The sequence below is a fragment of the Acinetobacter sp. ESL0695 genome, from assembly GCF_029392135.1.
In the GTDB taxonomy this organism is placed as follows: domain Bacteria; phylum Pseudomonadota; class Gammaproteobacteria; order Pseudomonadales; family Moraxellaceae; genus Acinetobacter; species Acinetobacter pollinis.
The window spans coordinates 1,984,503-2,009,301 of the sequence record NZ_CP113932.1 but is presented as its reverse complement, the minus strand read 5'-3'; the positions used below and the strand labels follow the sequence as shown (position 1 = coordinate 2,009,301).

At 36.0% G+C, this 24,799-nt stretch carries 22 protein-coding genes; 11 read left to right on the top strand and 11 right to left on the bottom strand.

The genetic code is table 11. The features are described from left to right. The first annotated feature begins 155 nt into the window (after positions 1-155). Together clpP and clpX are read left to right on the top strand one after the other, a co-directional pair. A complete protein-coding gene (gene clpP, locus OZX61_RS09540) occupies positions 156-761 on the top strand; it encodes an ATP-dependent Clp endopeptidase proteolytic subunit ClpP (RefSeq protein WP_195772068.1) in 606 nt (201 codons plus the stop codon). A gap of 26 nt (positions 762-787) precedes the next feature. Next, positions 788-2,095: an ATP-dependent protease ATP-binding subunit ClpX gene (gene clpX / locus OZX61_RS09535; protein ID WP_195772067.1), complete on the top strand. Its 1,308-nt coding sequence runs from the start codon at positions 788-790 to the stop codon at positions 2,093-2,095. Positions 2,096-2,143: 48 nt separating this feature from the next. Here clpX and OZX61_RS09530 read toward each other — a convergent pair whose 3' ends face one another. The 4 genes from OZX61_RS09530 to OZX61_RS09515 form a co-directional block, all read right to left on the bottom strand. Then, the gene (locus OZX61_RS09530; protein WP_277094661.1) at positions 2,144-2,677 is read right to left on the bottom strand and encodes a DUF2059 domain-containing protein; all 534 of its coding nucleotides are present in this window, start codon (positions 2,675-2,677) and stop codon (positions 2,144-2,146) included. Between the two features lie 64 nt (positions 2,678-2,741). Further along, positions 2,742-3,155, bottom strand: a complete 414-nt coding sequence (locus OZX61_RS09525; RefSeq protein WP_277094660.1) for a DUF2059 domain-containing protein — start codon at positions 3,153-3,155, stop codon at positions 2,742-2,744. Positions 3,156-3,769: 614 nt separating this feature from the next. After that, positions 3,770-4,309: a DUF2059 domain-containing protein gene (locus tag OZX61_RS09520; RefSeq protein WP_277094659.1), complete on the bottom strand. Its 540-nt coding sequence runs from the start codon at positions 4,307-4,309 to the stop codon at positions 3,770-3,772. A 141-nt stretch (positions 4,310-4,450) separates the two neighbouring features. After that, a complete protein-coding gene (locus tag OZX61_RS09515) occupies positions 4,451-5,977 on the bottom strand; it encodes a fumarate hydratase (RefSeq protein WP_277094658.1) in 1,527 nt (508 codons plus the stop codon). Between the two features lie 275 nt (positions 5,978-6,252). On the opposite strand from OZX61_RS09515, the gene OZX61_RS09510 reads away from it, so the two are divergent. Together OZX61_RS09510 and OZX61_RS09505 are read left to right on the top strand one after the other, a co-directional pair. Further along, positions 6,253-6,618 (top strand): hypothetical protein, encoded by a 366-nt coding sequence (locus OZX61_RS09510; protein ID WP_195772658.1) that lies wholly within the window; start codon positions 6,253-6,255, stop codon positions 6,616-6,618. Between the two features lie 385 nt (positions 6,619-7,003). Further along, the gene (locus OZX61_RS09505) at positions 7,004-7,522 is read left to right on the top strand and encodes a GNAT family N-acetyltransferase (protein WP_277094657.1); all 519 of its coding nucleotides are present in this window, start codon (positions 7,004-7,006) and stop codon (positions 7,520-7,522) included. A 287-nt stretch (positions 7,523-7,809) separates the two neighbouring features. Here the strand turns inward: OZX61_RS09505 and OZX61_RS09500 are convergent, their stop codons facing one another. The 3 genes from OZX61_RS09500 to nagZ all read right to left on the bottom strand — a co-directional run bounded on the left by OZX61_RS09500 (position 7,810) and on the right by nagZ (position 11,273). After that, positions 7,810-9,075: a glutamate-5-semialdehyde dehydrogenase gene (locus tag OZX61_RS09500; protein WP_277094656.1), complete on the bottom strand. Its 1,266-nt coding sequence runs from the start codon at positions 9,073-9,075 to the stop codon at positions 7,810-7,812. A 118-nt stretch (positions 9,076-9,193) separates the two neighbouring features. After that, positions 9,194-10,096: a class I SAM-dependent methyltransferase gene (locus OZX61_RS09495; protein WP_277094655.1), complete on the bottom strand. Its 903-nt coding sequence runs from the start codon at positions 10,094-10,096 to the stop codon at positions 9,194-9,196. Between the two features lie 148 nt (positions 10,097-10,244). Continuing rightward, positions 10,245-11,273, bottom strand: a complete 1,029-nt coding sequence (gene nagZ / locus OZX61_RS09490; protein ID WP_277094654.1) for a beta-N-acetylhexosaminidase — start codon at positions 11,271-11,273, stop codon at positions 10,245-10,247. 190 nt (positions 11,274-11,463) lie between these two features. Between nagZ and OZX61_RS09485 the strand changes: the two genes are divergently transcribed. The 6 genes from OZX61_RS09485 to OZX61_RS09460 all read left to right on the top strand — a co-directional run bounded on the left by OZX61_RS09485 (position 11,464) and on the right by OZX61_RS09460 (position 20,449). After that, positions 11,464-13,647: a carboxy terminal-processing peptidase gene (locus tag OZX61_RS09485; protein ID WP_277094653.1), complete on the top strand. Its 2,184-nt coding sequence runs from the start codon at positions 11,464-11,466 to the stop codon at positions 13,645-13,647. A 232-nt stretch (positions 13,648-13,879) separates the two neighbouring features. After that, positions 13,880-15,988 carry an EAL domain-containing protein gene (locus OZX61_RS09480; protein ID WP_277094652.1) on the top strand — a complete coding sequence of 703 codons (2,109 nt, stop codon included), beginning with the start codon at positions 13,880-13,882 and terminating at the stop codon, positions 15,986-15,988. Positions 15,989-16,169: 181 nt separating this feature from the next. Continuing rightward, on the top strand, positions 16,170-17,759 hold the full coding sequence (locus OZX61_RS09475) for a peptide chain release factor 3 (protein ID WP_277094651.1): 1,590 nt from the start codon (positions 16,170-16,172) through the stop codon (positions 17,757-17,759). Between the two features lie 148 nt (positions 17,760-17,907). Then, positions 17,908-18,795, top strand: coding sequence for an RsiV family protein (locus tag OZX61_RS09470; RefSeq protein WP_277094650.1), 888 nt, complete (start codon positions 17,908-17,910; stop codon positions 18,793-18,795). Between the two features lie 5 nt (positions 18,796-18,800). After that, a complete protein-coding gene (locus tag OZX61_RS09465; protein ID WP_277094649.1) occupies positions 18,801-19,637 on the top strand; it encodes a TatD family hydrolase in 837 nt (278 codons plus the stop codon). Positions 19,638-19,684: 47 nt separating this feature from the next. Then, positions 19,685-20,449 (top strand): tRNA threonylcarbamoyladenosine dehydratase, encoded by a 765-nt coding sequence (locus OZX61_RS09460; RefSeq protein WP_195772649.1) that lies wholly within the window; start codon positions 19,685-19,687, stop codon positions 20,447-20,449. Between the two features lie 25 nt (positions 20,450-20,474). Here the strand turns inward: OZX61_RS09460 and OZX61_RS09455 are convergent, their stop codons facing one another. The 3 genes from OZX61_RS09455 to dusA all read right to left on the bottom strand — a co-directional run bounded on the left by OZX61_RS09455 (position 20,475) and on the right by dusA (position 22,771). Continuing rightward, positions 20,475-20,939 (bottom strand): HIT family protein, encoded by a 465-nt coding sequence (locus OZX61_RS09455; RefSeq protein WP_277094648.1) that lies wholly within the window; start codon positions 20,937-20,939, stop codon positions 20,475-20,477. Positions 20,940-20,998: 59 nt separating this feature from the next. Beyond that, entirely contained in the window at positions 20,999-21,673 is a 675-nt protein-coding gene (pnuC, locus tag OZX61_RS09450; RefSeq protein ID WP_277094647.1) for a nicotinamide riboside transporter PnuC, read from the bottom strand. Positions 21,674-21,748: 75 nt separating this feature from the next. After that, positions 21,749-22,771: a tRNA dihydrouridine(20/20a) synthase DusA gene (gene dusA / locus OZX61_RS09445; RefSeq protein WP_195772646.1), complete on the bottom strand. Its 1,023-nt coding sequence runs from the start codon at positions 22,769-22,771 to the stop codon at positions 21,749-21,751. Positions 22,772-22,914: 143 nt separating this feature from the next. On the opposite strand from dusA, the gene puuE reads away from it, so the two are divergent. After that, entirely contained in the window at positions 22,915-23,874 is a 960-nt protein-coding gene (gene puuE / locus OZX61_RS09440) for an allantoinase PuuE (protein WP_277094646.1), read from the top strand. A gap of 5 nt (positions 23,875-23,879) precedes the next feature. Here puuE and OZX61_RS09435 read toward each other — a convergent pair whose 3' ends face one another. Continuing rightward, on the bottom strand, positions 23,880-24,539 hold the full coding sequence (locus OZX61_RS09435; protein ID WP_277095654.1) for an aspartate/glutamate racemase family protein: 660 nt from the start codon (positions 24,537-24,539) through the stop codon (positions 23,880-23,882). Positions 24,540-24,799: the final 260 nt, after the last annotated feature.

Here is a 24,799-nt window from a genome sequence, read left to right as displayed (position 1 = left end):
TGTGATGTTACAGATTTGTTAATGCTGTATAAAATCAGTCCAATTACTGGAAGCTATTCACAATTAAAACAAGGAATAGTTTTGCAATTTGAGAGATTATCCCTCATATTGTTATCGTAAGTAAGTAACAAAAAATTTTAGGAATAAATAAACTCATGTATGTTCCAAATATAGAAAATGCACTCGTTCCAATGGTGGTAGAGCAGTCCTCTCGTGGAGAACGTTCTTTTGATATTTTTTCTCGTTTACTTCGTGAACGTGTCATTTTTTTAACGGGTGAAGTTGAAGATAATATGGCGAATTTGATTGTCGCTCAAATGTTATTTTTAGAAGCTGAGAATCCAGATAAAGATATTCATCTTTATATTAACTCGCCAGGTGGTTCTGTTACTGCTGGTATGGCAATTTACGATACAATGCAATTTATTAAACCAGATGTATCTACAATTTGTATGGGACAAGCGGCATCTATGGGTGCTTTCTTATTAAATGCAGGTGCAAAAGGTAAGCGTTACTGCTTAGAAAATGCACGTGTTATGATTCACCAACCACTTGGTGGTTTCCGTGGTCAAGCATCTGATATTGAAATTCATGCACGTGAAATTTTATTTATTAAAGAGCGTTTAAACCGCTTGATGGCTGAACATAGCGGACAAGACTATGAAACAGTTGCAAGAGATACAGATCGTGACAACTTCATGACGGCTCAAGCTGCTCAAGAATACGGCCTTGTTGATGCTGTATTAAATAAACGCCCATAAGTTAAATATCATTTATTGGAGTAAGTATGTCCGACAATCCTCAAGGACAAAAGCATTGTTCATTTTGCGGTAAAACACAAGCTGAAGTAGGTAAGTTAATCGCAGGTGAGGACGCATATATTTGTAACGAATGTGTGGACGTATGCCTAGATTTAGTTCAGACCAGTCAACAAGCGGATTCAGGTGATTGGGCGAATAAGCCACTGCCAAAACCACATGAAATTCGTGCTGCATTAGATCAGTACGTCATTGGGCAAGATACTGCGAAAAAAACATTGTCTGTTGCAGTATATAACCACTATAAACGTTTAAAAGTTTCTGATACTGAACGCCAACGCGATGACGTTGAAATTGCGAAAAGTAATATTCTACTGATTGGCCCAACGGGTTCAGGAAAAACATTACTTGCTCAAACTTTGGCACGTTTATTAGATGTTCCCTTTGCGATGGCAGATGCAACTACACTTACAGAAGCAGGCTATGTAGGTGAAGATGTTGAAAATATTGTACAAAAATTACTGCAAAAATCAGATTACGATGTAGAAAAGGCCGAAAAAGGCATTATCTATATTGATGAAATTGATAAAATTACACGTAAAGCTGAAAACCCATCGATCACACGTGATGTTTCTGGTGAGGGTGTACAACAAGCATTATTAAAAATGATTGAAGGTACGGTTGCATCTATTCCACCACAAGGTGGTCGTAAGCATCCACAGCAAGAACTTATTCAAGTAGATACCTCAAATATTTTATTTATTTGTGGTGGTGCATTTGCTGGCTTAGAAAAAATTGTTCAACAGCGCCAAGAAAAAGGTGGTATTGGATTTAATGCAGAAGTCAAAAAGAAAGATGATGCAAAACAAGTATCTGAACTCTTTAGTCAAGTTGAAGCCAATGATCTTGTAAAGTTTGGTTTAATTCCAGAGTTTATCGGTCGTTTACCTGTTTTGGCGACTCTAGAAGAGCTTGATGAAGAAGCATTAATGCAAATTCTTACTGAGCCTAAAAATGCATTAACACGTCAATATCAACATTTATTTGATATGGAAGATGTAGATTTAGTATTTGAACCATCTGCGTTACGTGCTGTTGCGAAAAAAGCATTAGATCGAAATACAGGTGCACGTGGTTTGCGCTCTATCTTAGAGAATGTGCTTTTAGAAACAATGTATGACTTACCAAGCCGTACAGATGTGGGTACTGTTGTTGTAACAGATGATGTTGTCAATAAAGGTGCTCAACCTGAATTTAAGTCGACACGTCAGCCTAAAGCTGATATTGAAGAACCAGAAAAATCTGAATTAAAAGTTGTAGGCTCAAAATCTGCTTAATTCGATAGATTGTAAAAAAGCGCGCAATAGGCGCGCTTTTTTATATTCTTAATTTTTTGATAATAACTGACTTAAAATAGCCTGAGTATCTTGAGCAATTTTCTGTTGGAAACCAGGGCTCTTTGCAACTGTAGAAATGGCCATAGCAAGTTGTTGTTCTACTGCACCATTAATCTGTCCTTGTTTGCTCATAATTGAGCGACCTTCAGGCGATTTTAGAAACTTAAGATAGGCTTGTATTTCCTGATCACTATAATAAGTTGCATATACGCCTTGGATACTTTGCATGATATTCATACGCTGTAAGTATGCCTGAGAGTTCGAAAGCATACTTTGTGTAATTCTTTCTACGGCCTGTTGATCTTTTATAGTGAAATTTGTATGACCTGTATGTTGTTGGACAAGACGAGTAGCTTGCTGTCTATACATTGGCACAATACTGTCAAATGTATGGTTAATCGTGTCCTGTACATGTGTGAGCGTCATTAACTCTTCGGTTGGTGATGCTGCATGACTATAGCTCATGGATGTTATTGCAAAAGTAAATATGGCTAAAGTAGATGTAAAATAGTTTTTGGTCATCCCATTTCCTTTAAAATGAGTGTTTTATTTAAATGGATATTTTATCATTTTAACCTTAGTCTATTTATGGTTGAATGCCAAGCATATTAAAAAGCCCTTTACTAATATTACTATTGCTCATCATATTTTTAATAACAATTTTGTAGGTTTGCTGACTCAATTGAGGCATCTTTTCAGATAAACTACGACCTTCGGGTGTTTGGTAAAAACGGTTAAGTGCTTGAAGTTCTTCTTCGGATAGGTTGTTTTTGTAAAGCTCTTTAAGCTGTGGTTCTATATTATTCCAATAAGATTCTTTGTCTAAACCTAGTAATTTCAGCTCCTGAGGTTTAATCATTGCTTGAGTATTTTCTTTAATCTGTAATACCTTAAATAACTGGTCGATAGAGGCTTGAGAGGCAGGAGTCGCTTGACTAAGCTGACAAAAGAATATTCCACCAAGTAGTAAAATAATTTGATGAATACTTTTAAGTTGCATGAGCAAAACTCTTAGAGAAATGATATTCAATTTAACCCAAATGGAAGTAACAACTGCAATTTTTTGATGTAATTACGTAATAACAACTCTATATATAAGTGCAAGTATTTTGAAGAGGTAGTCATTTGAAAGTCGTATGAATTTTAAACTTTCTTGAGCATCATTTTCTATGTAGGCAGTAAAGTTTTTTATTATCTACTGAGTGATATTTTTGATATGAAGAGTTTATCTTCTTGTATCTAATGATTTCTAAAAATATCTTTGAGAATTAACGCTATCTTTAGTGTTTGGATAGGATTTGCAATACTCCGAGAGATAAAGGTTTTAATCTCTTTATAGGCGCCAGAGTATTCTGCTTTTTAAGAATAATTTGAGTAGCTGATGTTCAAATATATCTGGGTGTTTTTGTAAACATTTCATTGAGGTATGAACGTCGAATAGCTTCTTTAATTAAGTTTTCTTGAAGTGGTAGTGGGACAAAAAATAGATGAACGAATGAAAAGTGGCTTAAGGCTGATGCTAGTAGGCATTTATAGATATTGGACGATAGCAAGATGATGAAAAGTTGTTTAAAGCGGAAGTGTATGCGATTTATCATACACTCCCTTAATGCATTATTTTGATTTTGGTAGTGCAGAGAGAATCTGACTGATTTCTCGTTTCGTTTGTTCTGTCATATTGTGTTGAGCACTAATAACTTGAGTTTTTTGAATAATTGCTTGATTTAAGTTTGCAGTGAAAATAGGAATTTTTTTCACGACAGATAAACCTTCAGGAGACTCTAAGAATCTTTTATAGGCTTGTAACTCTTCTTCTGTATAAGATTGACGATAGAGTTCACTAGCAATTTGTTTCACATCTACAGACTTAGAAATAGTTGTAGTATTTCTATTGAAAATTTGCATAATTTTTTCAATAGCTTGATTATCGGCTGCTGTTAATGTTTGATGGTTTGTTTGTTGTTTAACCAGTTCTGTCGCTTGGTTAATATACATAGATTGTAAGTTTCTAATATTAGTATTGAACTCATTTTCTAGTTGGGTTAGTTCTACAATCTTTTGTGCTGTTGCTGGTTGAGCAGGACTAGCAAAAGCGGTAGTAATTGATTGAGAGATAATAACGGATAACAGAAATGATTTTATATATTTAGTCATTATAAATGCCTTATGATTATATAGGGTTATGATAGAACTTTTGATTTAAAATACTATGACTGAATAATGAAATCAATTCCGCTGATTACAATTAAGTAGACATCGTGTAACAGCTATAAACACAATGTCTACTTTATTGGATTAAAGTATCATCGCATCGATAACAGGGATTTTTCCAATTTTTTCTTGCCAAATTTTAGGGGCAATTGCGTGAATAGATGTACCATTTACATCTACAGCCACAGAGACCGGCATATCTTCAACAACAAATTTATAGATTGCTTCCATACCTAAATCTTCAAAAGCAACTACTTCAGCTTCTCGAATAGCCTTTGAAACTAAATATGCCGCACCTCCTACAGCCATGAGATAAGTGCTTTGATTGTCCTTAATTGCATCAATTGCAAGTGGTCCACGTTCTGCTTTACCAATCATGCCAAAGAGCTTAGTATTTTCTAATACTTTACGTGTGAATTTATCCATACGTGTTGCTGTGGTTGGACCAGCAGGACCAACGACTTCGTCTCCTACAGGGTCTACAGGTCCAACGTAATAGATGAATTTACCCGCTAAATCCACAGGTAAAGGTTGTCCCTGATCAATCATTTCTACGAGACGTTTATGTGCTGCATCACGTCCAGTATACATTGTTCCATTGAGCAGCAAGGTGTCGCCTGGCTTCCATGTATTCATTTCTTCTTGAGTAATGGTATCTAAATTAACACGTTTTGCTTTAGACGTAGACCATGTGATTTCAGGGTAATCATCGAGCTTTGGTGCTTGAATATGTGCAGGCCCTGAACCATCAAGCTGGAAGTGTGCATGGCGCGTTGCTGCACAGTTAGGGATCATACCTACAGGTTTACCTGCCGCATGACAAGGGTAGTCTTTAATTTTAATATCTAGAACTGTGGTTAGGCCACCTAGACCTTGTGCTCCTATGCCTAATGCATTTACTTTTTCAAAAATTTCAATACGAAGCTCTTCAATTTTATTCTGCGGGCCTCGCTTTAAAAGCTCATGCATATTTATTTCTTCCATGAGTGCTTCTTTTGCCAGCATCATGGCTTTTTCAGCAGTTCCACCAATTCCAATGCCAAGCATACCCGGTGGACACCAACCCGCACCCATAGTCGGTACAGTTTTTAATACCCAGTCAACAATAGAGTCTGATGGATTAAGCATTGCAAGTTTTGATTTGTTTTCAGAACCACCGCCTTTAGCTGCAACAGTAATATCAACCTTGTTGCCCGGAACGAGCTTATAATGAATAACTGCGGGTGTATTATCCTTTGTATTTTTTCTACCAAAAGCAGGATCTGCCAAAACGGAAGCACGCAAAATATTAGAGTTTTCTAAGTAGCCTTGTCGAACACCTTCATTAATTGCATCATCAAGACTAAGTTGCAGATCAAACTTTACATCTAACCCTACGTCTACAAATACATTAACAATACCAGTGTCTTGGCAAATTGGACGATGCCCTTCTGCACACATACGAGAGTTAATTAAAATCTGTGCAATAGCATCTTTTGCAGCTTGGTTTTCTTCATGATCGTAAGCACGGCTCATGGCTTGAATAAAATCTTGGGGATGGTAGTAAGAAATAAATTGAAGCGCATCCTTGACTGATGTGATCAAGTCTTCTTGCTTGATAATAGTGGTCATATTCAAAATTCTCTGTAGGCGGGCTGTTAGCTAGCGATTCAGATTATAAAATAAAATAAATAGGTTGTGGTGTTCTGAGCCGAACTATCCCTAAATACCTATAGAAAAATGAATTCTCCTTTATTCCATAAATGTGAAAATTCATGCAAAAATTAAGAATAAAATATAAAGAAATATAAAAAACTAAGTTAAGTAGATAAAGTCATCAATTTTTCGTATTTATGATGTTATTATACTTTTTAATCTATAAGTGAATAAATTTTCAGCGCCATATTATGTTTGATTTAGATAAAGAACGTAATGCTTTTGAGCGTTACATCATTGGGAAATATCCGCACCGTTCGGCAAAAATACTGACTCAGAAGCAAGATGGGGATGAGAGTGTGTATCGTATTGCTTCTATTGAAGAGTGTTGGGAAACGTGGCAAGCACGTGCTGCTTTAAGTGAGACGAGTGCTCATTTATCTGAGACATCTGAAGTGAATTCTCAAGATGATGGAATATATGCACCTAAAATTCCAACTGATAAAATGATTAATTATTGTCAGAAAGAAAAAGAAAGAACAGGAAAATCGAAATCATACATCTTTGATGATATCTATGCGTATAAAATGATGATTGAGTCATTGACAAAAGAGTAAATAGATTAAGCTGAAATATCAGCTTATACCAAAATTTTTAGATTGAGTAAAATGAACATGTTTTAGTGAAAACTCTTGCATAGTTTTCGGTTGCTTTACTCGTGATTAACTCATGCCGCCATTTAAAAAATGATCTTAATTGTGCTATTTCTACATATAAAAAATAGTCATTATTTTTCATAAGTATATCGGGTAAAGATATCCACAATGACAATTAAAATGAAGTCTGAGGATTTTATTTTAAATTTTAGAAAAAATTATCGATTTTAGAAAAAATGATAGTATTGGTTATAAAAGATCAAGCTATGAGTATACTAATTTAATATATGGTTTCATCTTTTTTAGATATGAATCTGGATTAAGAAAAATTCAAGAGCATAAAACAATGGACTTAATAAATTTCAGAGAAGCTAATTTTAAAGATATTCATCAAATTGTAGATCTTGTAAACATTTCCTATAGATCGAAAGATCTTCAAGGTTGGACGTCTGAAGCTAATATTATTGATGGTAATAGAATCAATTATGAACAACTAAAAAAACTATTTAAAGAGGATTCTAAATTATTCGTAATGTTTAGTAGTCAAGAGCTCATTGGTTGTGTTCATATTAAGAAAAAATATAATTCCTGTTATATAGGAATGCTGACATCTCACCCAAAATTTCAGAATATGGGAATAGGTAAAAAAATATTAAAATTAGCAGAAGAGTTCTCAATAAAAAATTATTCTATTAATACATTTGAAATATCGGTACTTTCTTTAAGAAAGGAACTGATTCATTTTTATGAAAGAAGAGGTTATAAATTAACTGGTGAGCGTGATCCTTATCCGATAGATGCGGATGTAGGTAACCCATTATCATTAGATATCGAAGTATTGCATTTAAGAAAACAAATTATTTAACCTATATTTTATTTGAGTCAGTGCATGAGTTATTTGAATGCGAAAGTGTGAGATATAAGCATACAGTATTTAAATTCAAGGCTCATAGATATTATTGGCTTATATAAATTGTACAACAATAAAGTAAATTTTGGTCTTATTTCATGGTGTGACAACTTATAAAAAATTTCAATTTTATAGAATAAAGAACTAAAAAAATGAGAGCTGTATGTTGCGTATAAATGAACATACAACTCTCATCTTTATCTTTTATAATCGAGTTTTTAAATAAGATTGCGATTATTTAATTATTGACGTATTTCGCCGTGGCCTAATACAATCCATTTTTGCGAAGTGAGTCCTTCCAAGCCAACTGGACCTCTTGCATGAATTTTGTCTGTTGAAATACCAATTTCTGCACCCAAACCGTATTCAAAACCGTCTGCAAATCTTGTTGATGCATTAATAACAACAGAGCTTGAATCTACACGAGCCAAAAACTCTTGTGCCAAACTAAAATTCTCGGTAATGATGGCGTCTGTATGATGAGAACCATAGTGGTTGATATGAACAATAGCTTCATTCATATTGTCGACAACCTTGACAGCCAAAATAGGGCCGAGGTATTCCGTATACCAATCTTCCTCTGTTGCAGGATGAACGCGATCACCTAGAATATGCTGTGTCTTCTCGCAACCACGAAGTTCAACACCTTTTTCTTCATATAGTGTTGCAATATGAGGTAAAAATTGATCTGCAACTGCTTGATCAACTAAAAGTGTTTCCATGGCATTACATACACCATAACGATGTGTTTTTGCATTAATCGCAATTGGAGTAGCTTTATTCATATCTGCTTGAGCTTCTACATAGACATGGCAGTTGCCATCTAAGTGCTTAATGACAGGTATTCTTGCTTCATTGGTAATGCGTTGAATAAGGCCTTTGCCACCACGTGGAATAATGACATCTACATAGTCGGTAAGTGTAATAAGTTCACCCACAGCAGCACGATCTGCAGTTTCAATGACCTGTACAGCCTCATAAGGAAGTTCAGTTTGTTTGAGTGCAGATTGAATAGCTTGAGCCAATGCTTTGTTTGACTCTAATGCTTCAGAACCACCACGTAAAATAATGGCATTGCCTGACTTTAATGCTAAAGAAGCAGCTTCAAGCGTAACATTTGGGCGTGATTCGTAAATCATACCAACGACGCCAAGAGGAACACGCATTTTACCCAATTGTATTCCTGAAGGTCTGTACGCTAAATCAGTAATTTCACCAATCGGATCTTTCAGGTTGATAACATCTTTAAGTCCATCTAGCATGCCTTGGAAGCGTTGATGAGTTAACTCTAGGCGATCAAGTAAAGCAGCATCAAGTTGGTTACTTTGACCTCGTTCCATATCAATTTTATTGGCTGCTAAAATTTGAGGTTGATGAGCAACTAAAGCATCATGAATGGCTTGTAGAGCATTATTTTTAGTTTTAGTAGAGGCAAAAGCAAGCACTTGAGATGCACTTCGTGCTTGCTTTCCGATGTGTTGCATATATTGTTCGATAGATTGCTGCATGACTAAAATTAAATCAAAAAATCTTATTTAAATAGTAGCAGTCTATTGAAATAATGCAAATTTTAATTCAGAGACATCCAGTTATCTCTAGAAAAAACTCGCCATCTTTCGTAAAAGATTATTTCTTTGCAACTACAGTTGGGAAAAGATGAGCATCATCATAAATAAATTTTATTTCTTTAAAACCAGCATGTTCGAGCTGTTGTTTTGTTAGGTCTTCAGTTCTGTAAGCACTCCATTTTGCATTTAAAATATCTAAGAAAATTGCTTTTTGTAACTGAAGCGCAGTTAAATTGATATTTTCCATCTTCCATGGAGATGCCGGTGATAGTGTAGGCGGTGGCGTAAGAAAACTGGTAATGAGTGTTCCATCTTTCTTTAGTGCTCTGTAAAACTTTTCATACAGCTTAATCACACGGTTATTATCATGTTCATAGATATTGAGGCCATTACTTGTAATGATGTCGACCTCTTCAGTTAGCTGAATATTCCAAGCATCTTCATGAATTAATTTTAATTTTTCGGAAATTTTTTGATTTTGAGCAAGCGCAAATGCACCATCTAGCGCATCTTTATCTAAGTCTACAGCAATCATTTGAGTATGCTTTAGTATTTCAGCATCTAGTAACAGCACTTCAGACATATAGCCTGATGGAATAGAGGCAATAACTTGATTGGGGGCTGATAATAAAGAACGAATGATCTGTTTAAAGGTATGAAAGCGTTGTCGAGTCGCAAGTGTGGCAGGAATTTCTGCAAATAATGCTTTCTCAGTTTTATTTTTTACAGCTTTTTTCTCATTCCATGTAACGACTTCATGGGTCCAGTGCCCATTTAACCCTTCATGCTGAATTAAAAATTTCCCTAATTCGAAGTCATTTAATTCATTCAATACTTGAATGAGTTGCAGGGACGTATCTGAGTCAAAATTTGTTTTAATTCTTTCTTTGAGGTGAGCAAGGCGCAACTCATTTTCATAGGGAATTTTGTCATCAGTATGAGAAATTAGGTTTTTTGACATGAAGAATACTTAAAATAAATAAAATATTATTTTATATTCTATTCTATGTTTCAGACATAGCAGATTTGTTCAAATCGTTTATTTTTTATTACAGATTTAAGCTGAAGTGATTTCTTAAAATGAAATTCACTTCAACAAGTTTAGATGCTTATATAACTGATTTTGTAACGAATCCACTGACTTGACTACGAACTTCTTCCCATGTCGAATCTAAATAAAGTTCATTGTCAATCATCATTTTTTCAGGAATTTTCCCTCGCATACGTTCTAATCTGGTTTGGTTAGGTAACGGGTAGTTTTGTATTGCTGAAAGTGCAAGTTTGGCTGCATCTCTGTTATTACATACAAGACCCATATCGCATCCTGCCTCAAGAGCTGCTTTAATTCTCTCATCAGCATCACCTACAACACATGCCGCTTGCATTGACAGGTCATCAGAAAAAATAACACCTTCAAAGCTTAAATGTTTTCTTAGAATTTCCTGTAACCAATAACTAGAGAATCCTGCTGGATTACGGTCTACAAGAGGGTAGATGACGTGTGCAGGCATAATGGCATCTAATTGAGGTATAAGCTCACTAAATACCTGCATGTCATTGTCTGAAATTTCATCATAGCTACGATGATCTGTTGCTGCACTGATATGTGAGTCTGCTTTCACTGAACCATGACCAGGGAAGTGTTTGCCTGTGGTTGGCATACCTGCATCATGCATACCTTGCATAAATGCACCTGCCAATATAGGAATATCTTCAAGTCGTGTTGAAAAACTACGGTCTCCAATCACATCACTAATATTATTTAAATCCAATACTGGTGCAAAACTAAAGTCAATTCCAACAGCAAGTACTTCAGTTGCCATTAGCCAACCACAATTTTTTGCAAGTTCAATTGCTGCTGTTGGGTCTGATAAATAGAGTTCGCCCAACTGACCCATAGCAGGTAAGCGTGTAAATCCAGCTTTTAATCGTTGTACACGACCACCTTCTTGGTCTACAGCAATTAAAATATCTGGTCTAACTTGGCGCATATGGTCAGTGAGTTGACGCACTTGCTGAGGTGACTCAATGTTTCGAGAAAATAAAATGACTCCACCCACTTGAGGGTTTGTTAAAATTTCAATATCTTCTTTATTTAAAGAGGTACCTTCTATGTCAAACATGAGTGCGCCAATCATAATAATATTGTCCGTTTATTGTATAGATTTAAAAAATGAGTAAATTTTGCAATGATTTGCTACATTCTGCTAGTAGAGAATATGATAAAACTACATGATGTAGAAGGTATAGTGTATTTAACATTTTCATACTTCATATATTTATAAATTTATGAAAATTGGGTAAACACCAAGGAAATATAATTCGTTTATGAAACTTCAAATAATCGCTTGTGCCATTGCTTTAGCAACTGGTGGTTTGTTTTTTAATAACACCATGTCTAATGCGGTTGCAGCGAATACCGCAGAAGTCACACGCCAAACTATAGAACCTACACAGGCACAAAAGCTAGTTACAAGACAATTGGCAACACTTGTAGACCGTCAACATTATTTAAATATGCGATTAGATGCGACGACTTCTCAGCGTATTTTAGATATGTATTTGGATAGTCTCGATCCTGACCATACTTTATTTCTAGCATCAGAAGTAAATGGTTATAAGCAAAAGTACGGGGCGACACTAGGGGCTGCTTTAAAGGCAGGTGACTTATCGGCTGCTTATGAAATTCATGCACAATATCGTCAGCATTTAGTTAACTTTTATAACTACATGCTTGAGGAGTTGAAAACACCACAGAACTTAAATCAAAAAGGTGTATATTTAGATATTGATCGCGAGAAAGCAGCCTACTTTCAAAATGACAGTGAACGAAAAGACTACTGGCATAAAATTTTAGTATCGCAGCTTATTAATCTTACGATTACCAAGCAAGAAGATGATGCAAAACAAAAGGTACTTAAGGCAGATCCTTCTTTAGCGAACGGCCAAGACTTAACAAGTAGTGAAGATTTAACACCAGCGCAAACATTAAAAAAACGTTATACACGTAAATTAGAAAGAATTAATCGTCTAAAGAGCGATGATGTTTTAGAAAAAATTCTAAACGCGATGACGTTAACGTACGATCCTCATAGCAATTACTTTCCACCAATTGATGCAATGGAGTTGAATCGTCAAACAACTTTGCAATTGGAAGGTATTGGTGTTTCTATACGTCCAGAACGTAGAAATGAAGATTATATAAAAGTAGAAACTATTGTTGAGGGTGGACCTGCAAGTAAGTCAGGACAAATTCATCCTGGTGACCGAATTATTGGTGTTGCTCAAGACGGCAAAAAAATGGAAGATGTCGTGGGTTGGTCAAGTCAAGAAATTGTCGGGCTGATTCGTGGAAAACGAGGAACCAAAGTTACGATTCGTGTGTGGGGTACAGGTGTACCGATGAGCCAAGCACGTAATGTAACATTGACGCGTGACATTATTAAAGAAGAGGATGAAGGGGTACGTTCACGTACCGTTGATATCTCACGCAATGGTGAAGTGCATAAGTTTGGTGTGCTTGAAATTCCATCATTTTATTTAAACTATCGCGCACGCCGTGATGGTGCCGACTATCGTTCAGTTGCTCAAGATACGGCAAAAGCACTTGAATCTTTAAAGAGTCAGCAGGTTGAAGGGATTATTATTGATTTGCGTAATAACCCAGGTGGCTCTTTGGAAGAAGTAGCGAGAATGATTGCGCAAGTGATTAAAACTGGCCCTGTTGTTCAAATTCGCGATGGTAATGGCAACGTGAATATTTTTGAAGATAATGACAATGGTAAGCAGATTTATTCTGGACCTCTTGCTGTTTTAGTGAATTTAGGCTCTGCATCTGCCAGTGAAATCTACTCAGCAGCTATTCAGGATTATGGCCGTGGTGTGATTATTGGCAGTACCACACTCGGTAAGGGAACTGCCCAAGTACAGTTAGATAACATTGCTTATGGTCAAGCGACATTAACGCAAAGAAAATTCTATCGTATTACGGGTGGAAGTACGCAAAATAAAGGTGTAATTCCAGATATTAAACTTGTCGATATTTACAATGAAGAGTTTGGTGAACGTAAAGCGAAAAATGCACTTAAATGGGATACCATTCCAACTGCTGCATTTAAGCGAGAAGGAGACTGGCAACAATATATGCCACAACTAGATAAACTTTCTGCTACACGTGTATCGCAAGATCCTCAGTTCAATTATTTACAAACACGTAGTCAAATTACGAAGAAAGAAGATGACACAAAACGTGTAGAGCTAGATATTGACAATCGTCGCAGTGAAATTGACCGCATGGAGCAAAAAACGCTCGATGCAGAAAACCAACGCCGTAAATTGACAGATCTGAAGCCATATAGCAATTGGGAGACTTATCAAGCATCTTTGGATGCATTGGCTGAGTCACGTGCCAAAATGAAAGTAGGGCAACGTCCGCCTTTACCCGAAGAGCAGGCTTTTGTAACAGAAGCTGCCAATATATTACTTGATTATGCCAAGTTACAACATAAATAAATGATTATATTCAAAGATGTATAGTATATACATCTTTGAATTTTATAGAACTTCATATTTCTGTATAATATATAAGATATAATAAGCACAGATATAACATGATATTGATTGTAATTTTAGAAGGTCTGATTTACTGTTCATGTATAATTTGTTTTTAATATTTTTTTGAAGTATTTTCTTTTTTATATTATTCATAGAATATGAGTAAAGCCAGTTTAAGTTTGGGTTGAATATGTTGGCATTAGGGTATGACATTTGGTTGGTCATTGGCTCAGTCTTAGTTACTTTGATTACTTGCTATGCAACATTTGCAACCAAAAGAATTCTGTTTAAGCATTTTTATAATAATAAAGACGAAAAGCTCGTTATTTTAACCACTGGAATTTTACTAAGTGCGTCTATTTGGTGTATGCACTTCGTTGCTGTGTATGCATGTGACTATCCAGAAGGTTTTTATTTTGACAACAAACTAGTTATTGCCTCCTATGTGGTAGCTTTAATTGCTGCTATTTTTGCGATTTGGATTACAACGCGACCAAAACTTTCATGGGTCAAACTCATGCTTGGAGGCTTTGTTTTAGGTTCTGGTATGGTGGGTATGCACTATATTGGACAGCTTGCGATACAAATTCCAAACTATGTGTTTGATTATGATGGTAAAATAATATTCATGTCTATGATTTGGACAATCTTAGGCTCAGGTTGTACTTTGTGGATTGCGTATAAAATAAAAACAGAAACAAACTATATTCTCTTCTTAAGAATAACTGCAACGTTATTGCTAACAACAACCATATTGGGACTTCATTTTTTAGGAATGATTGCAGTCGGTATACAGCCTTTGCCAAATGAAATGTATCAGACCGTTCCTAATCAAGATAACGCGCTTATTCTAGGATTATTGTTTATTATCTTGGCCGTGTTCGTTGTTGTGTCATTTATATTTTTACTTGAAAGTTGTTTGGAAAAAAGAAATATACAGCTTCATGAGGCCAATAAAAAACTAAAACATTTTATGTTTCATGACAATCTTACACAGCTGCCTAATCGAGCTTATTTAATTAACTATGCAAAAGTGGCTTTGTCTGAGCATCGCTTACATCGCGAAAGTTTGGCTATACTTTTTATCGATTTAGATCGCTTTAAATCGATAAATGATGCTTTTGGTAATCATGTTGGCGATGAGCTTCTGATTCAATTTGCTCAGCGTATGAGTCAGTTTTCAACGCATCATAAGAAAATTTTTAGAATTAATGGTGATGAATTCCTTTTAGTATCTGAGCATACAAACCTAGAACAAGCAGAACAGCTTGCACAGCAAATCTTAGCAATGATGCATGATGGGTTTAGTATTTCTGGTCATATGGTGAATATTACGCTAAGTATAGGGATCTCTCTTTTTCCTGATTATGGGGAAAATTTGCAAGATTTAATGATGCATGCAGATATTGCAAAGCTTGTTGCTAAAGATAATGGCCGAAATACTTATAGTATCTTCAATTATCAAACGGAAGAATATGCAGAAAGATATCAGTCACGTTTGATGAATGATTTATTTGCTGCGATAGAAAATGATCAGTTTATTTTATTTTATCAGCCTAAATTTGATCAAAATCGACAGATATGCGGTGTAGAAGCACTTATTCGTTGGCAACATCCTACACTTGGGCTACTTACGCCGAATCAATTTATTCCTTTGGCAGAAAAAACTGGGTTTATTATTGCAATTGGTTATTGGGTATTAGAACAAGCATGTAAGCAAATTGCTTTATGGGAAGAGCAAGGACTAAAGCTATATCCTGTATCTATTAATTTATCGACTATTCAAATTGAGCATAAGCTGTTAATCCAAACCTTAAAAGAGAAAATCGCTGTTTATAATATTGTTCCTGAACATTTAATGATTGAAGTGACTGAAACCACAGCAATGCATCACATCGATTTCAGTATTCATATTTTTGAAAGAATTCGTGAGTTAGGTATTCGATTATCGATTGATGATTTTGGGACGGGACACTCTAGCTTCTTATATTTAAAAGATTTACCTGTTAATGAGTTGAAAATTGATCGTGCCTTTATTGAAAACTTAACCCCAGAGTCTAAGGATGAAGCGATCTTGGAAAGTTTAATTAAGTTAACTCAGCATTTGGGCTTATCTGTAACAGCAGAGGGTGTGGAAACGGAAGCACAATTTGAGATTCTTAAAAAACTTGGATGTTTGAGTTTTCAGGGCTTTTTATTTGGTAAGCCTGTGCCAAAAGAGGTATTAAAGATTCAATTCCTTTCGAGTAAAATCGAAGAAAATGTAATCAAAAAAGACCAAGATGATACTTCATCTTAAATCTGGAAAAAGGGTAGTAAAGATCATGTGAGTTCTCAATAGGTTGATGCAGTTTCTGGTTCAAGATAGCGACAGGGTATCGAATCAGATATAATCTTTTTAGTTTTTTTATATGCATTTCACATATTGAGTTGCTTTATTGAAAGCTTACAGATGTGTGTACAGATTGAAGATGATTTAAATGTTTAAAGAGCAGTTAGCGAAAGAAGTAAAAGCACGTAGAACTTTTGCGATTATTTCTCACCCCGATGCGGGGAAAACCACTATGACAGAAAAACTTTTGTTATGGGGGAAAGCAATTCAAGTTGCGGGTATGGTGAAAAGTCGTAAGTCAGATCGTTCAGCAACATCTGACTGGATGGAAATGGAAAAAGAGCGTGGAATTTCGATTACTACGTCTGTCATGCAATTTCCATATAAACAGCATACGATTAATTTACTTGATACCCCCGGGCATGAGGATTTCTCGGAAGATACCTACCGTACTTTAACTGCGGTTGACTCTGCATTAATGGTTATTGATGGAGCAAAAGGGGTAGAGGAACGTACGATTAAACTGATGGATGTTTGTCGTATGCGTGATACACCTATTATTTCATTTGTAAATAAAATGGACCGTGAGATTCGAGAGCCATTAGAGCTACTTGATGAAATTGAAAACGTTTTAAAAATTCGTTGTGTTCCATTGACATGGCCAATTGGTATGGGGCGCGATTTTGCAGGCGTATACCATATTGCTGAAAATAAAACGTATTTGTATAAGGCTGGTTTTGGTTCAACCATTACAGATATAGAAGTTCGTGATGGATATGACTATCCAGACATTCGTGACAAAATTGGCGATATGGCGTTTATAGCTTTTGAGGAGTCTTTAGAACTCGTACAAATGGCATCTGATCCATTTGATCAAGATCTTTTCTTACAAGGTAAACAAACACCTGTACTTTTTGGTACAGCATTAGGTAACTTTGCGGTAGATCATGTATTGGATGCATTCGTAAACTGGGCACCAACACCAAAAGATCATCCAGCACAAGAACGTGAAGTATCTTCGACCGAAGAAGGTTTTTCAGGGTTTGTTTTCAAAATTCAGGCCAATATGGATCCAAAACACCGTGACCGTATTGCATTTATGCGTATTTGCTCAGGTAAATATGAGCGTGGTTTAAAAATGAATCATGTACGTATTGGCAAGGATATTCGTATTTCAGATGCCTTAACCTTTTTAGCAGGTGAACGTGAGCATTTAGAAGAAGCATGGCCAGGCGATATTATTGGTTTGCATAACCATGGGACAATTCAGATTGGTGATACATTTACCGATGGTGAAAAGCTTCATTTTACGGGTATTCCACACTTTGCACCTGAAATGTTTCGCCGTGTTCGCTTAAAAGATCCTTTAAAGTCGAAGCAATTACAAAAAGGCTTAAAGGAACTTTCTGAAGAAGGAGCAACACAAGTATTTATGCCACAAATTAACAATGATCTGATTGTAGGTGCAGTAGGTGTGCTACAGTTTGATGTGGTGGCATATCGCTTAAAAGAAGAATACAAAGTTGACTGTATATATGAGCCCGTGAATGTAAATACAGTACGTTGGATTTACTGTGACGATGAGAAAATGTTAAACGACTTCAAGAAGAAAGCACATGATCAGCTTTCTGTTGATGGTGGTGGACACTTAACTTATCTTGCACCAAGTCGTGTGAATTTACAAATTATGCAAGAACGTTGGCCAGACGTTGAATTTAGAAATACGCGTGAGCACTAAACAGACGATTTATTAAAACAGAACAGCTTCTTTTAAGAGGCTGTTTTTTATTATGAATTATATTTTTTATCTGTAAATTACATAACCACTATTGTATATTGGTTTTTTGCATCTTAGCGTAATTGGTTAGATTCTGTAGGAAGGCAAAATGGATTATTCTAAACACAAGCTTCTGTTTTTATGTTGTTCAGTAATCGGCTTAAGTTTTATAACGACAGGCTGTCAAAAGAAAGAGCCATCCACTTCTGAAAAGCCTGCAGTCTCTGAAGTGAAACATGAAGCACCTACATTTAAGTTTACGGGGAATGTTGTGACCACGCCCGTACACTTGAATGAATGTAGTGGGCGAAACTGTCCTGAATTTTCTGTGAAACATATTCAGAGCAACGCTCCTTTTATCGATCAGACCATTCAACAGGCTTCTTTAGATCAACTGAAAGAAATTCTAGAAAGTTCAGATACAACAGCCGTATCAGCATCTAATAGCGCTAGTATACCAGAGACCACCGAAAATGATTATCGCATACAGGTTCAAAAGTATGCCGACTCATTCATGGCACTTGATGAGGCACTTAAAAAGCTGAGTGCAAATGGAAATATTAGTTTGCATGTCGAGCCTAAAATTATTAAGCAAACCTCTCAAATGGTTGTTGTGCAATTGAGTACGGACAGTTTTTTAGGTGGTGCACATGGCTCAGCTTCTCAGCAATATTTCAACTTTGATTTAGCAACCAAACAACAACTGCATTTAGAAGATATTTTACAACCTGAACAAGAAAAAGCATTGGAAAAACTTGCACATGATCAGTTTGAAAAGTGGATCAAACGTGAGAATTTGGCAGAAAGTACCAGTGACTATGAAGAAGCATGGACTTTTAAGCTTTCTCATAATTTCTACTTTAATGACAAGGGGTTGGTATTACAATATGGAGAATATGAGATTGGGCCTTATGTGGTAGGAATGCCAAGTTTCACCATAGGGTATGAGCAACTGGTCGGCATTGTAAAGCCAAATTATTTACCTAAGAATATGTAAGTTATATGAGCTTACAATTATTTGATACACATACACACTTTGATGTGCCTGAATTTGATGAAGACCGTCAAATTCTTGCAGAACAAGCAAAACAATCTGGTGTAAATGCATTGATCTTAATCGGTTTTCTACGCGAACGATTTAATGATTTACTTCATACACATGAATGGTTAAATAATCAGGGAAATATTGTACCGACAAGTCATTTGGCACCTGGTTTACACCCATTTTACATCGAACAGCATAGACCTGAAGATTTAGATATCCTTGAGCAGTTTTTGCAAACACATGAGTGTATTGCAATTGGAGAAATTGGCTTAGATACGTTCTTAAAACAACATAAGGTTCCAGAAGTTTACGAAAAACAGAAAGACTATTTTCTTAAACAATTATTACTGGCAGATCAATACGATAAACCAGTGCTATTACATATTCGAAAATCACATGCCGATGTGCTCCAGCAACTGAAAAAAATAAAGTTTAAACAAGGGGGAATCGCACATGCATTTAGTGGTGGTGTTGAAGAAGCAAAAGCATTTGTAAAACTTGGGTTTAAAATTGGAATTACAGGACAAGTGACTAATCCAAATGCGAAAAAATTACATCAAGTGATTCAAACAGTTGGCGCTGAAAACTTAGTAATTGAGACTGATTGCCCAGATATGACACCTCTTTGTTGCCAAGTTTCAGATGCGACTAGAACCAGAAATACTCCTGAAAATTTATATTATGTTTTAGAAGCCTTGGCACAAGCTTTAAACATAGATAAAGATATCTTAGCAAAGTTACTTTGGAATAATTCGGTTCAAACCTTAAGGCTAAATACGCTGACGATTATATAAAAACACGTTAAAATATACGTGTTAGAGATGAATAAGATTGAGACTGCATGACCGATTTAACTAAAGATGATGAATATGAACGCCGTTTTGCAGGTGTAGAAAAGATTTATACAGCATCGTCTTTTGAGCAGTATACTCAAAGTCATGTCATGGTCATTGGTATTGGCGGGGTTGGCAGTTGGGCAGTCGAAGCATTAGCACGAACAGGTATTGGAGAGCTTACACTCATCGACATGGATGTACTTGCTGCATCGAATATTAACCGTCAATTACCTGCACTGACTTCGACTTTGGGGCATGAAAAAATTGAAGTGATGGCACAGCGTTGCCGCGAAATTAATCCTCGAATTCAAATCAATTTAGTAGATGATTATTTATCTGACGATAATCTAAAAGAAATAATGGCATCTAAGCCTGATGTTGTTTTAGATTGCATAGATGATGTAAAAGCAAAATTTGCATTGATGCTACATTGTCGCTTTAATAAAATTCCACTTATTGTTTCAGGTGGTGCAGGTGGGAAATTAGATCCACTCAAAATTAGAGTGGCGGACTTATCTAAAACAGAGCAAGACCCAATGCTTGCAAAATTACGTAGCCAACTGCGTGCAAAGGGCATATGCAAAAAGCCAAAAGAAAAGTTTGGCATTACGTGTGTTTATTCAATTGATAATCCATTTTCGAGTGCAGATGTTTGTGCAACAGCTGGTTTACGCTGTGGTGGTTATGGCTCGGCAGTAGTCGTCACATCAAGTTTTGCTATGGTTGCAGTTGCAGAAGTTTTAAAAAAATTAGACAAAAAAGTACCGTAATTTATCATCGATAGGTAGAGATTTATCAGGTTTGGCTATGCCTAATTTTTTTAGCAAGTATAGCTAGATCTTTATGATCTGCTTGCTTGTAATCATGCGATGAAATATAGCCTTCGTATTGTTCAAAATAATGGTCTACAGAGGATTTAATACATTGCCAGTGCTCTTGTGCTTGGGCAGTTCCATGCATGGGAAAGAGTTTTGCATGAACATGGTCGACTCCGAAACCTTCAAAAACCATAGCAGTCCGCCCAACATCATTAAAATAATGATCCAATTTTTTAGCGACTTGCTTGGTAAATTTGACTAAATCGCACAAGATATCATCATCTAAGTCGAATGCATAACTACTAAAGTGCTGTTTGGGAATAACTACTGTTGTACCCAGTGTATTTGGATACAAAGATAAAAAGGCAAGAAATTTTTCATCTTCTGCAACAATGTGATGTTCTATTTCTTTGTTAACTATTTTACAGAAGATGCAGCTCATGATTTTACTCAATCAAAACATTTAACTCGGATAAATAAAATAAACGTTTGGGGTTAAATTTAAATGACTTCTTGGTTATTTAGCGCGTTTTTATGCCAATGATACCAACCATAAAGGGCATTAAATAAAGAGGCACATGTCATCATGACCATGGCATAATTGCCTGCGTTTATCCAAATAATAATACCTAGAATATTAGAGCTGATCCATAAAAACCATTGTTCTGAATAGCGCATAGTCATGAGTATTTGAGCAATAATACAGATGACAACTGTAAATGAATCCAAGTGAACCTGTTGTGCATTAAGATATGAAAGTAACTCTGCATATGCAAAAGAGCAAGTCAGCACAACGGTAAGCATGATGAGCCAACCTTTTACAGAAAGATTTTTGACTTGAATATCAGTTTGTTTTTTCGACTCATTATTCTTATGTTTTAGCCAAAAGAACAAGCCAATAAATTGCATGGGTAGATAGAAAAGCCCGCTGAGCATTGCTTCGCCGTAAATTTTATTGTTATATGAAATATATGCATAAAGGGTAGTAGCAATAATACCAAAGAAAAAGTTTTCCATTCTTCCTTTTGCAACAAGCACTACGCAAAGCATATTGGTCAATGCACAAATTAGATCAATTGTGGTTTGTTGCCACCAAAAAAATAAAATGAATTGAATAACAGTAAATACAGTCAGCCAAGTTTTTTCAAATGTTGTCCAGCCTTGAAAGAGGTTCACATATGTTCTCTACATTCTTCTTGGAAATATCATGCAATTTCAATATTGAAATTGCAATCCTGAGGTCAGTTAAAATTAATCTTGTTTGTCAGCTAAGTAAGCTTCTGTACGAATAATGGCTTCTTTCATATTTTTTACAGCATTTTGAATATCTTGTAGAGATTTTGCTTGTCCACCACTGAGTGCTTGACGCCATTTTCTTGCACCAGGTAAATTTTGAAATAAACCTAATATATGACGAGTAATGATTGAAAGTGGTGCACCTTCAGCTAAACGTTTCTCAATATAAGGAATCATTTGTTCGATAATATCGAAACGGTCAGGCGGTGGAAGTTGCCAAAGAGATTCACCTAACTCCGCAAGTAAATAGGGATTATGATATGCCTCACGGCCAATCATCACACCATCGACATATTTTAAATGGTGCTGTGTTTCCTCGACAGTTTTAATTCCACCATTAATTTCAATCGTTAAATGTGGGCGTTCTTGTTTTAAGCGGTACACATCTTCATAGCGTAAAGGGGGGACATCTCTATTTTCTTTTGGTGATAGTCCTTTAAGTAGTGCAATCCGTGCATGAACAACAAAGTAAGTACAACCTGTTTTGGCAACGGTATCTACAAAATGTAGCATTTCCTCATAAGACTGCATGTCATCGATGCCAATACGATGTTTTACATGTACAGGAATTTGAACAGCTTGTTGCATTTGCGCTATGCATGTTGCGACAAGCTCAGGTTCAGCCATAAGACATGCACCAATTTTATTGTTTTGTACACGGTCACTTGGGCAACCGACATTAAGATTAATTTCGTCGTATCCCCAATCTTGTGCCATTTTGCTACATAAAGCGAGATCTTTAGGATCTGAGCCACCGAGTTGAAGTACAAGAGGGTGTTCCTGTTTATTGAAGTCTAGGTGACGTTTTGCATCTCCAAATAAAATTGCACCAGTCGTTACCATCTCTGTATATAAAATAATATTTGGGTTAAATAGACGGGCAAAGAATCGATAATCTTTGGTGGTCCAGTCCATCATCGGGGCGACTGAAACTCTAAAGTTTTTAGAATCAATAAAATCTTTATGTGCTTCAGTCATATAGTTCACCTAGAAGTATGTTTTTACAATAGAGAGGAAAAGGCGGATATATTATAGCGGATTGATCCAAGCGTAAAAACAGTTTGGTGTATTTCTTGCTTGTATCTAATTCAACAAATGGAATAAAAAGATAGGAATAGACAGTGACCAATTCATATTTAACAGGGCAAGCACTTATTGAAGATATACAAGCACAGGCATCTTCACGCGATTTAATTGGCTACGCTGGCAAATATCCGAAAGCCAATTGGCCAAATGGTGCAAAAATCGCAGTGCAGTTTGTTTTAAATTATGAAGAAGGCAGTGAAAATCATATAGAACATGGTGATGAAGGCTCAGAACAGTTCTTGTCTGAAATTATTGGCGCTGCAAGTTATCCCGATATTCATCGATCTATGGATTCTATTTATGAGTATGGGTCTCGTGCTGGTTTTTGGCGTATTCATGAGGAGTTCCAAAAAAGAAATTTACCGCTTACTATATTTGGTGTCGGTATGGCGTTGGCACGTCATATGCCTATTGTGGAAGCGATTAAGCAAGCAAATTACGACGTTGTTTCGCATGGGCAGCGTTGGATTCACTATCAGAATATGAGCATAGAGCAAGAGCGCCAGTACATGCATCAGGCCATGTCTGTGCTAAAAGAACTCTTTGGTCAAGCACCGATGGGATGGTATACAGGGCGAGATAGCCCGAATACACGCGACTTACTTGCAGAGTTTTCAGAGATTCAGTATGACAGTGACTATTATGGCGATGATCTGCCATTTTGGACATCATTAGGGGGCGAGAAAAAACCGCATCTTATTATTCCTTATACATTAGATACCAATGATATGAAGTTCTGTTCTCCAAATGGTTTTAGTTATGCAGACCAGTTCTATCAATATCTGAAGGATGCATTTGACGTACTGTATGAGGAAGGGAGTCATACTCCTAAAATGCTATCTATTGGCATGCATTGCCGTATTTTAGGGCGTCCTGCACGATTTAAAGCATTACAAAAATTTCTAGACTATATTCAGTCTCACGAAAACGTATGGATTTGCCGTCGACAGGATATTGCAGATCATTGGTATCAAAATCACTATCCTGACGCATAAGTAAGTTATTTTTTGGTAGGTGGGGCATAGTCTCCCCACTTACTTGTTTGGATATTGAGTGCATGTAGACCTTCAAGCAGTTTTACGGCTGCTGTTACACCATCAATAACTGGAATACCGATATCTTTCGACAGTTGTTCTACCATTTTAGACATACCACCACAGCCTAATACAATGGCACCAATATCATCGTGTTCTTTTGCCTCGATACAGCTTGCACGTAATTTTGCATAGGCAACATCTTCTTGTTCTTCTAAGGTGCGTACAGGTAAATTGATACAGCGAATTTTTGCACATTTTTGCACAAACCCATACTCATGCAATAAGTGTTCAGCAATAATTTTTGTACGTGCAAGTGTAGTTACTATACTAAACTTCGTTGCAACAAGTGTTGCCATGTGAAAAGCCGCTTCTGCAATGCCAATAACAGGTGCTGTTGCAATTTCTCTTGCTGCATGTAAAGCAGGGTCACCAAAACAAGCAATAATATGACCATCTATTTGTTCAGATTGTGCATGTTGAATAAGTTCTAATAATCCAACACTTGCAATGGCCTCATCATAATGTCCTTCAATAGACGAGACACCATATTCAGGACAAACTGCAATAATTTCAGTTGAAGGTAGAGCAACTTGTGTTGCACTTAGTCCAATAGAGTGTGTCATATCTTTAGAAGTATTAGGATTAATGACTTGTATTTTCAAATGGTAGCCTGCTTTTAATCTATCTAATTCTTGAGAAAGAAGCACAATCTATGCCAATTTATGACTTAATTTTGTTCAAAAAAAGTGCATATTTTTATTTTAGCTTTTAATTTTTTATTATATGTAATTTTTGAATTTTATTTATAAAATTAAATACTTATAAATTTTTGTTGGTAATTTTTTATGATTTGGCTCGATTTATGCTTAGTCAAAAAGAGTAA

What these genes read in the sequence shown, in the direction of transcription:
- OZX61_RS09485 (WP_277094653.1), top strand. Translation starts at nt 11,464, where the DNA reads ATGAAACTTCAAATAATCGCTTGTGCCATTGCTTTAGCAACTGGTGGT.
- OZX61_RS09475 (WP_277094651.1), top strand. Translation starts at nt 16,170, where the DNA reads ATGTTTAAAGAGCAGTTAGCGAAAGAAGTAAAAGCACGTAGAACTTTT.
- clpP (WP_195772068.1), top strand. Translation starts at nt 156, where the DNA reads ATGTATGTTCCAAATATAGAAAATGCACTCGTTCCAATGGTGGTAGAG.
- OZX61_RS09525 (WP_277094660.1), bottom strand. Translation starts at nt 3,155, where the DNA reads ATGCAACTTAAAAGTATTCATCAAATTATTTTACTACTTGGTGGAATA.
- OZX61_RS09515 (WP_277094658.1), bottom strand. Translation starts at nt 5,977, where the DNA reads ATGACCACTATTATCAAGCAAGAAGACTTGATCACATCAGTCAAGGAT.
- OZX61_RS09505 (WP_277094657.1), top strand. Translation starts at nt 7,004, where the DNA reads ATGGACTTAATAAATTTCAGAGAAGCTAATTTTAAAGATATTCATCAA.
- OZX61_RS09465 (WP_277094649.1), top strand. Translation starts at nt 18,801, where the DNA reads ATGAGCTTACAATTATTTGATACACATACACACTTTGATGTGCCTGAA.
- OZX61_RS09530 (WP_277094661.1), bottom strand. Translation starts at nt 2,677, where the DNA reads ATGACCAAAAACTATTTTACATCTACTTTAGCCATATTTACTTTTGCA.
- OZX61_RS09510 (WP_195772658.1), top strand. Translation starts at nt 6,253, where the DNA reads ATGTTTGATTTAGATAAAGAACGTAATGCTTTTGAGCGTTACATCATT.
- OZX61_RS09455 (WP_277094648.1), bottom strand. Translation starts at nt 20,939, where the DNA reads ATGAGCTGCATCTTCTGTAAAATAGTTAACAAAGAAATAGAACATCAC.
- OZX61_RS09520 (WP_277094659.1), bottom strand. Translation starts at nt 4,309, where the DNA reads ATGACTAAATATATAAAATCATTTCTGTTATCCGTTATTATCTCTCAA.
- OZX61_RS09500 (WP_277094656.1), bottom strand. Translation starts at nt 9,075, where the DNA reads ATGCAGCAATCTATCGAACAATATATGCAACACATCGGAAAGCAAGCA.
- dusA (WP_195772646.1), bottom strand. Translation starts at nt 22,771, where the DNA reads ATGACTGAAGCACATAAAGATTTTATTGATTCTAAAAACTTTAGAGTT.
- nagZ (WP_277094654.1), bottom strand. Translation starts at nt 11,273, where the DNA reads ATGATTGGCGCACTCATGTTTGACATAGAAGGTACCTCTTTAAATAAA.
- clpX (WP_195772067.1), top strand. Translation starts at nt 788, where the DNA reads ATGTCCGACAATCCTCAAGGACAAAAGCATTGTTCATTTTGCGGTAAA.
- OZX61_RS09480 (WP_277094652.1), top strand. Translation starts at nt 13,880, where the DNA reads ATGTTGGCATTAGGGTATGACATTTGGTTGGTCATTGGCTCAGTCTTA.
- OZX61_RS09470 (WP_277094650.1), top strand. Translation starts at nt 17,908, where the DNA reads ATGGATTATTCTAAACACAAGCTTCTGTTTTTATGTTGTTCAGTAATC.
- OZX61_RS09435 (WP_277095654.1), bottom strand. Translation starts at nt 24,539, where the DNA reads ATGACACACTCTATTGGACTAAGTGCAACACAAGTTGCTCTACCTTCA.
- OZX61_RS09460 (WP_195772649.1), top strand. Translation starts at nt 19,685, where the DNA reads ATGACCGATTTAACTAAAGATGATGAATATGAACGCCGTTTTGCAGGT.
- OZX61_RS09495 (WP_277094655.1), bottom strand. Translation starts at nt 10,096, where the DNA reads ATGTCAAAAAACCTAATTTCTCATACTGATGACAAAATTCCCTATGAA.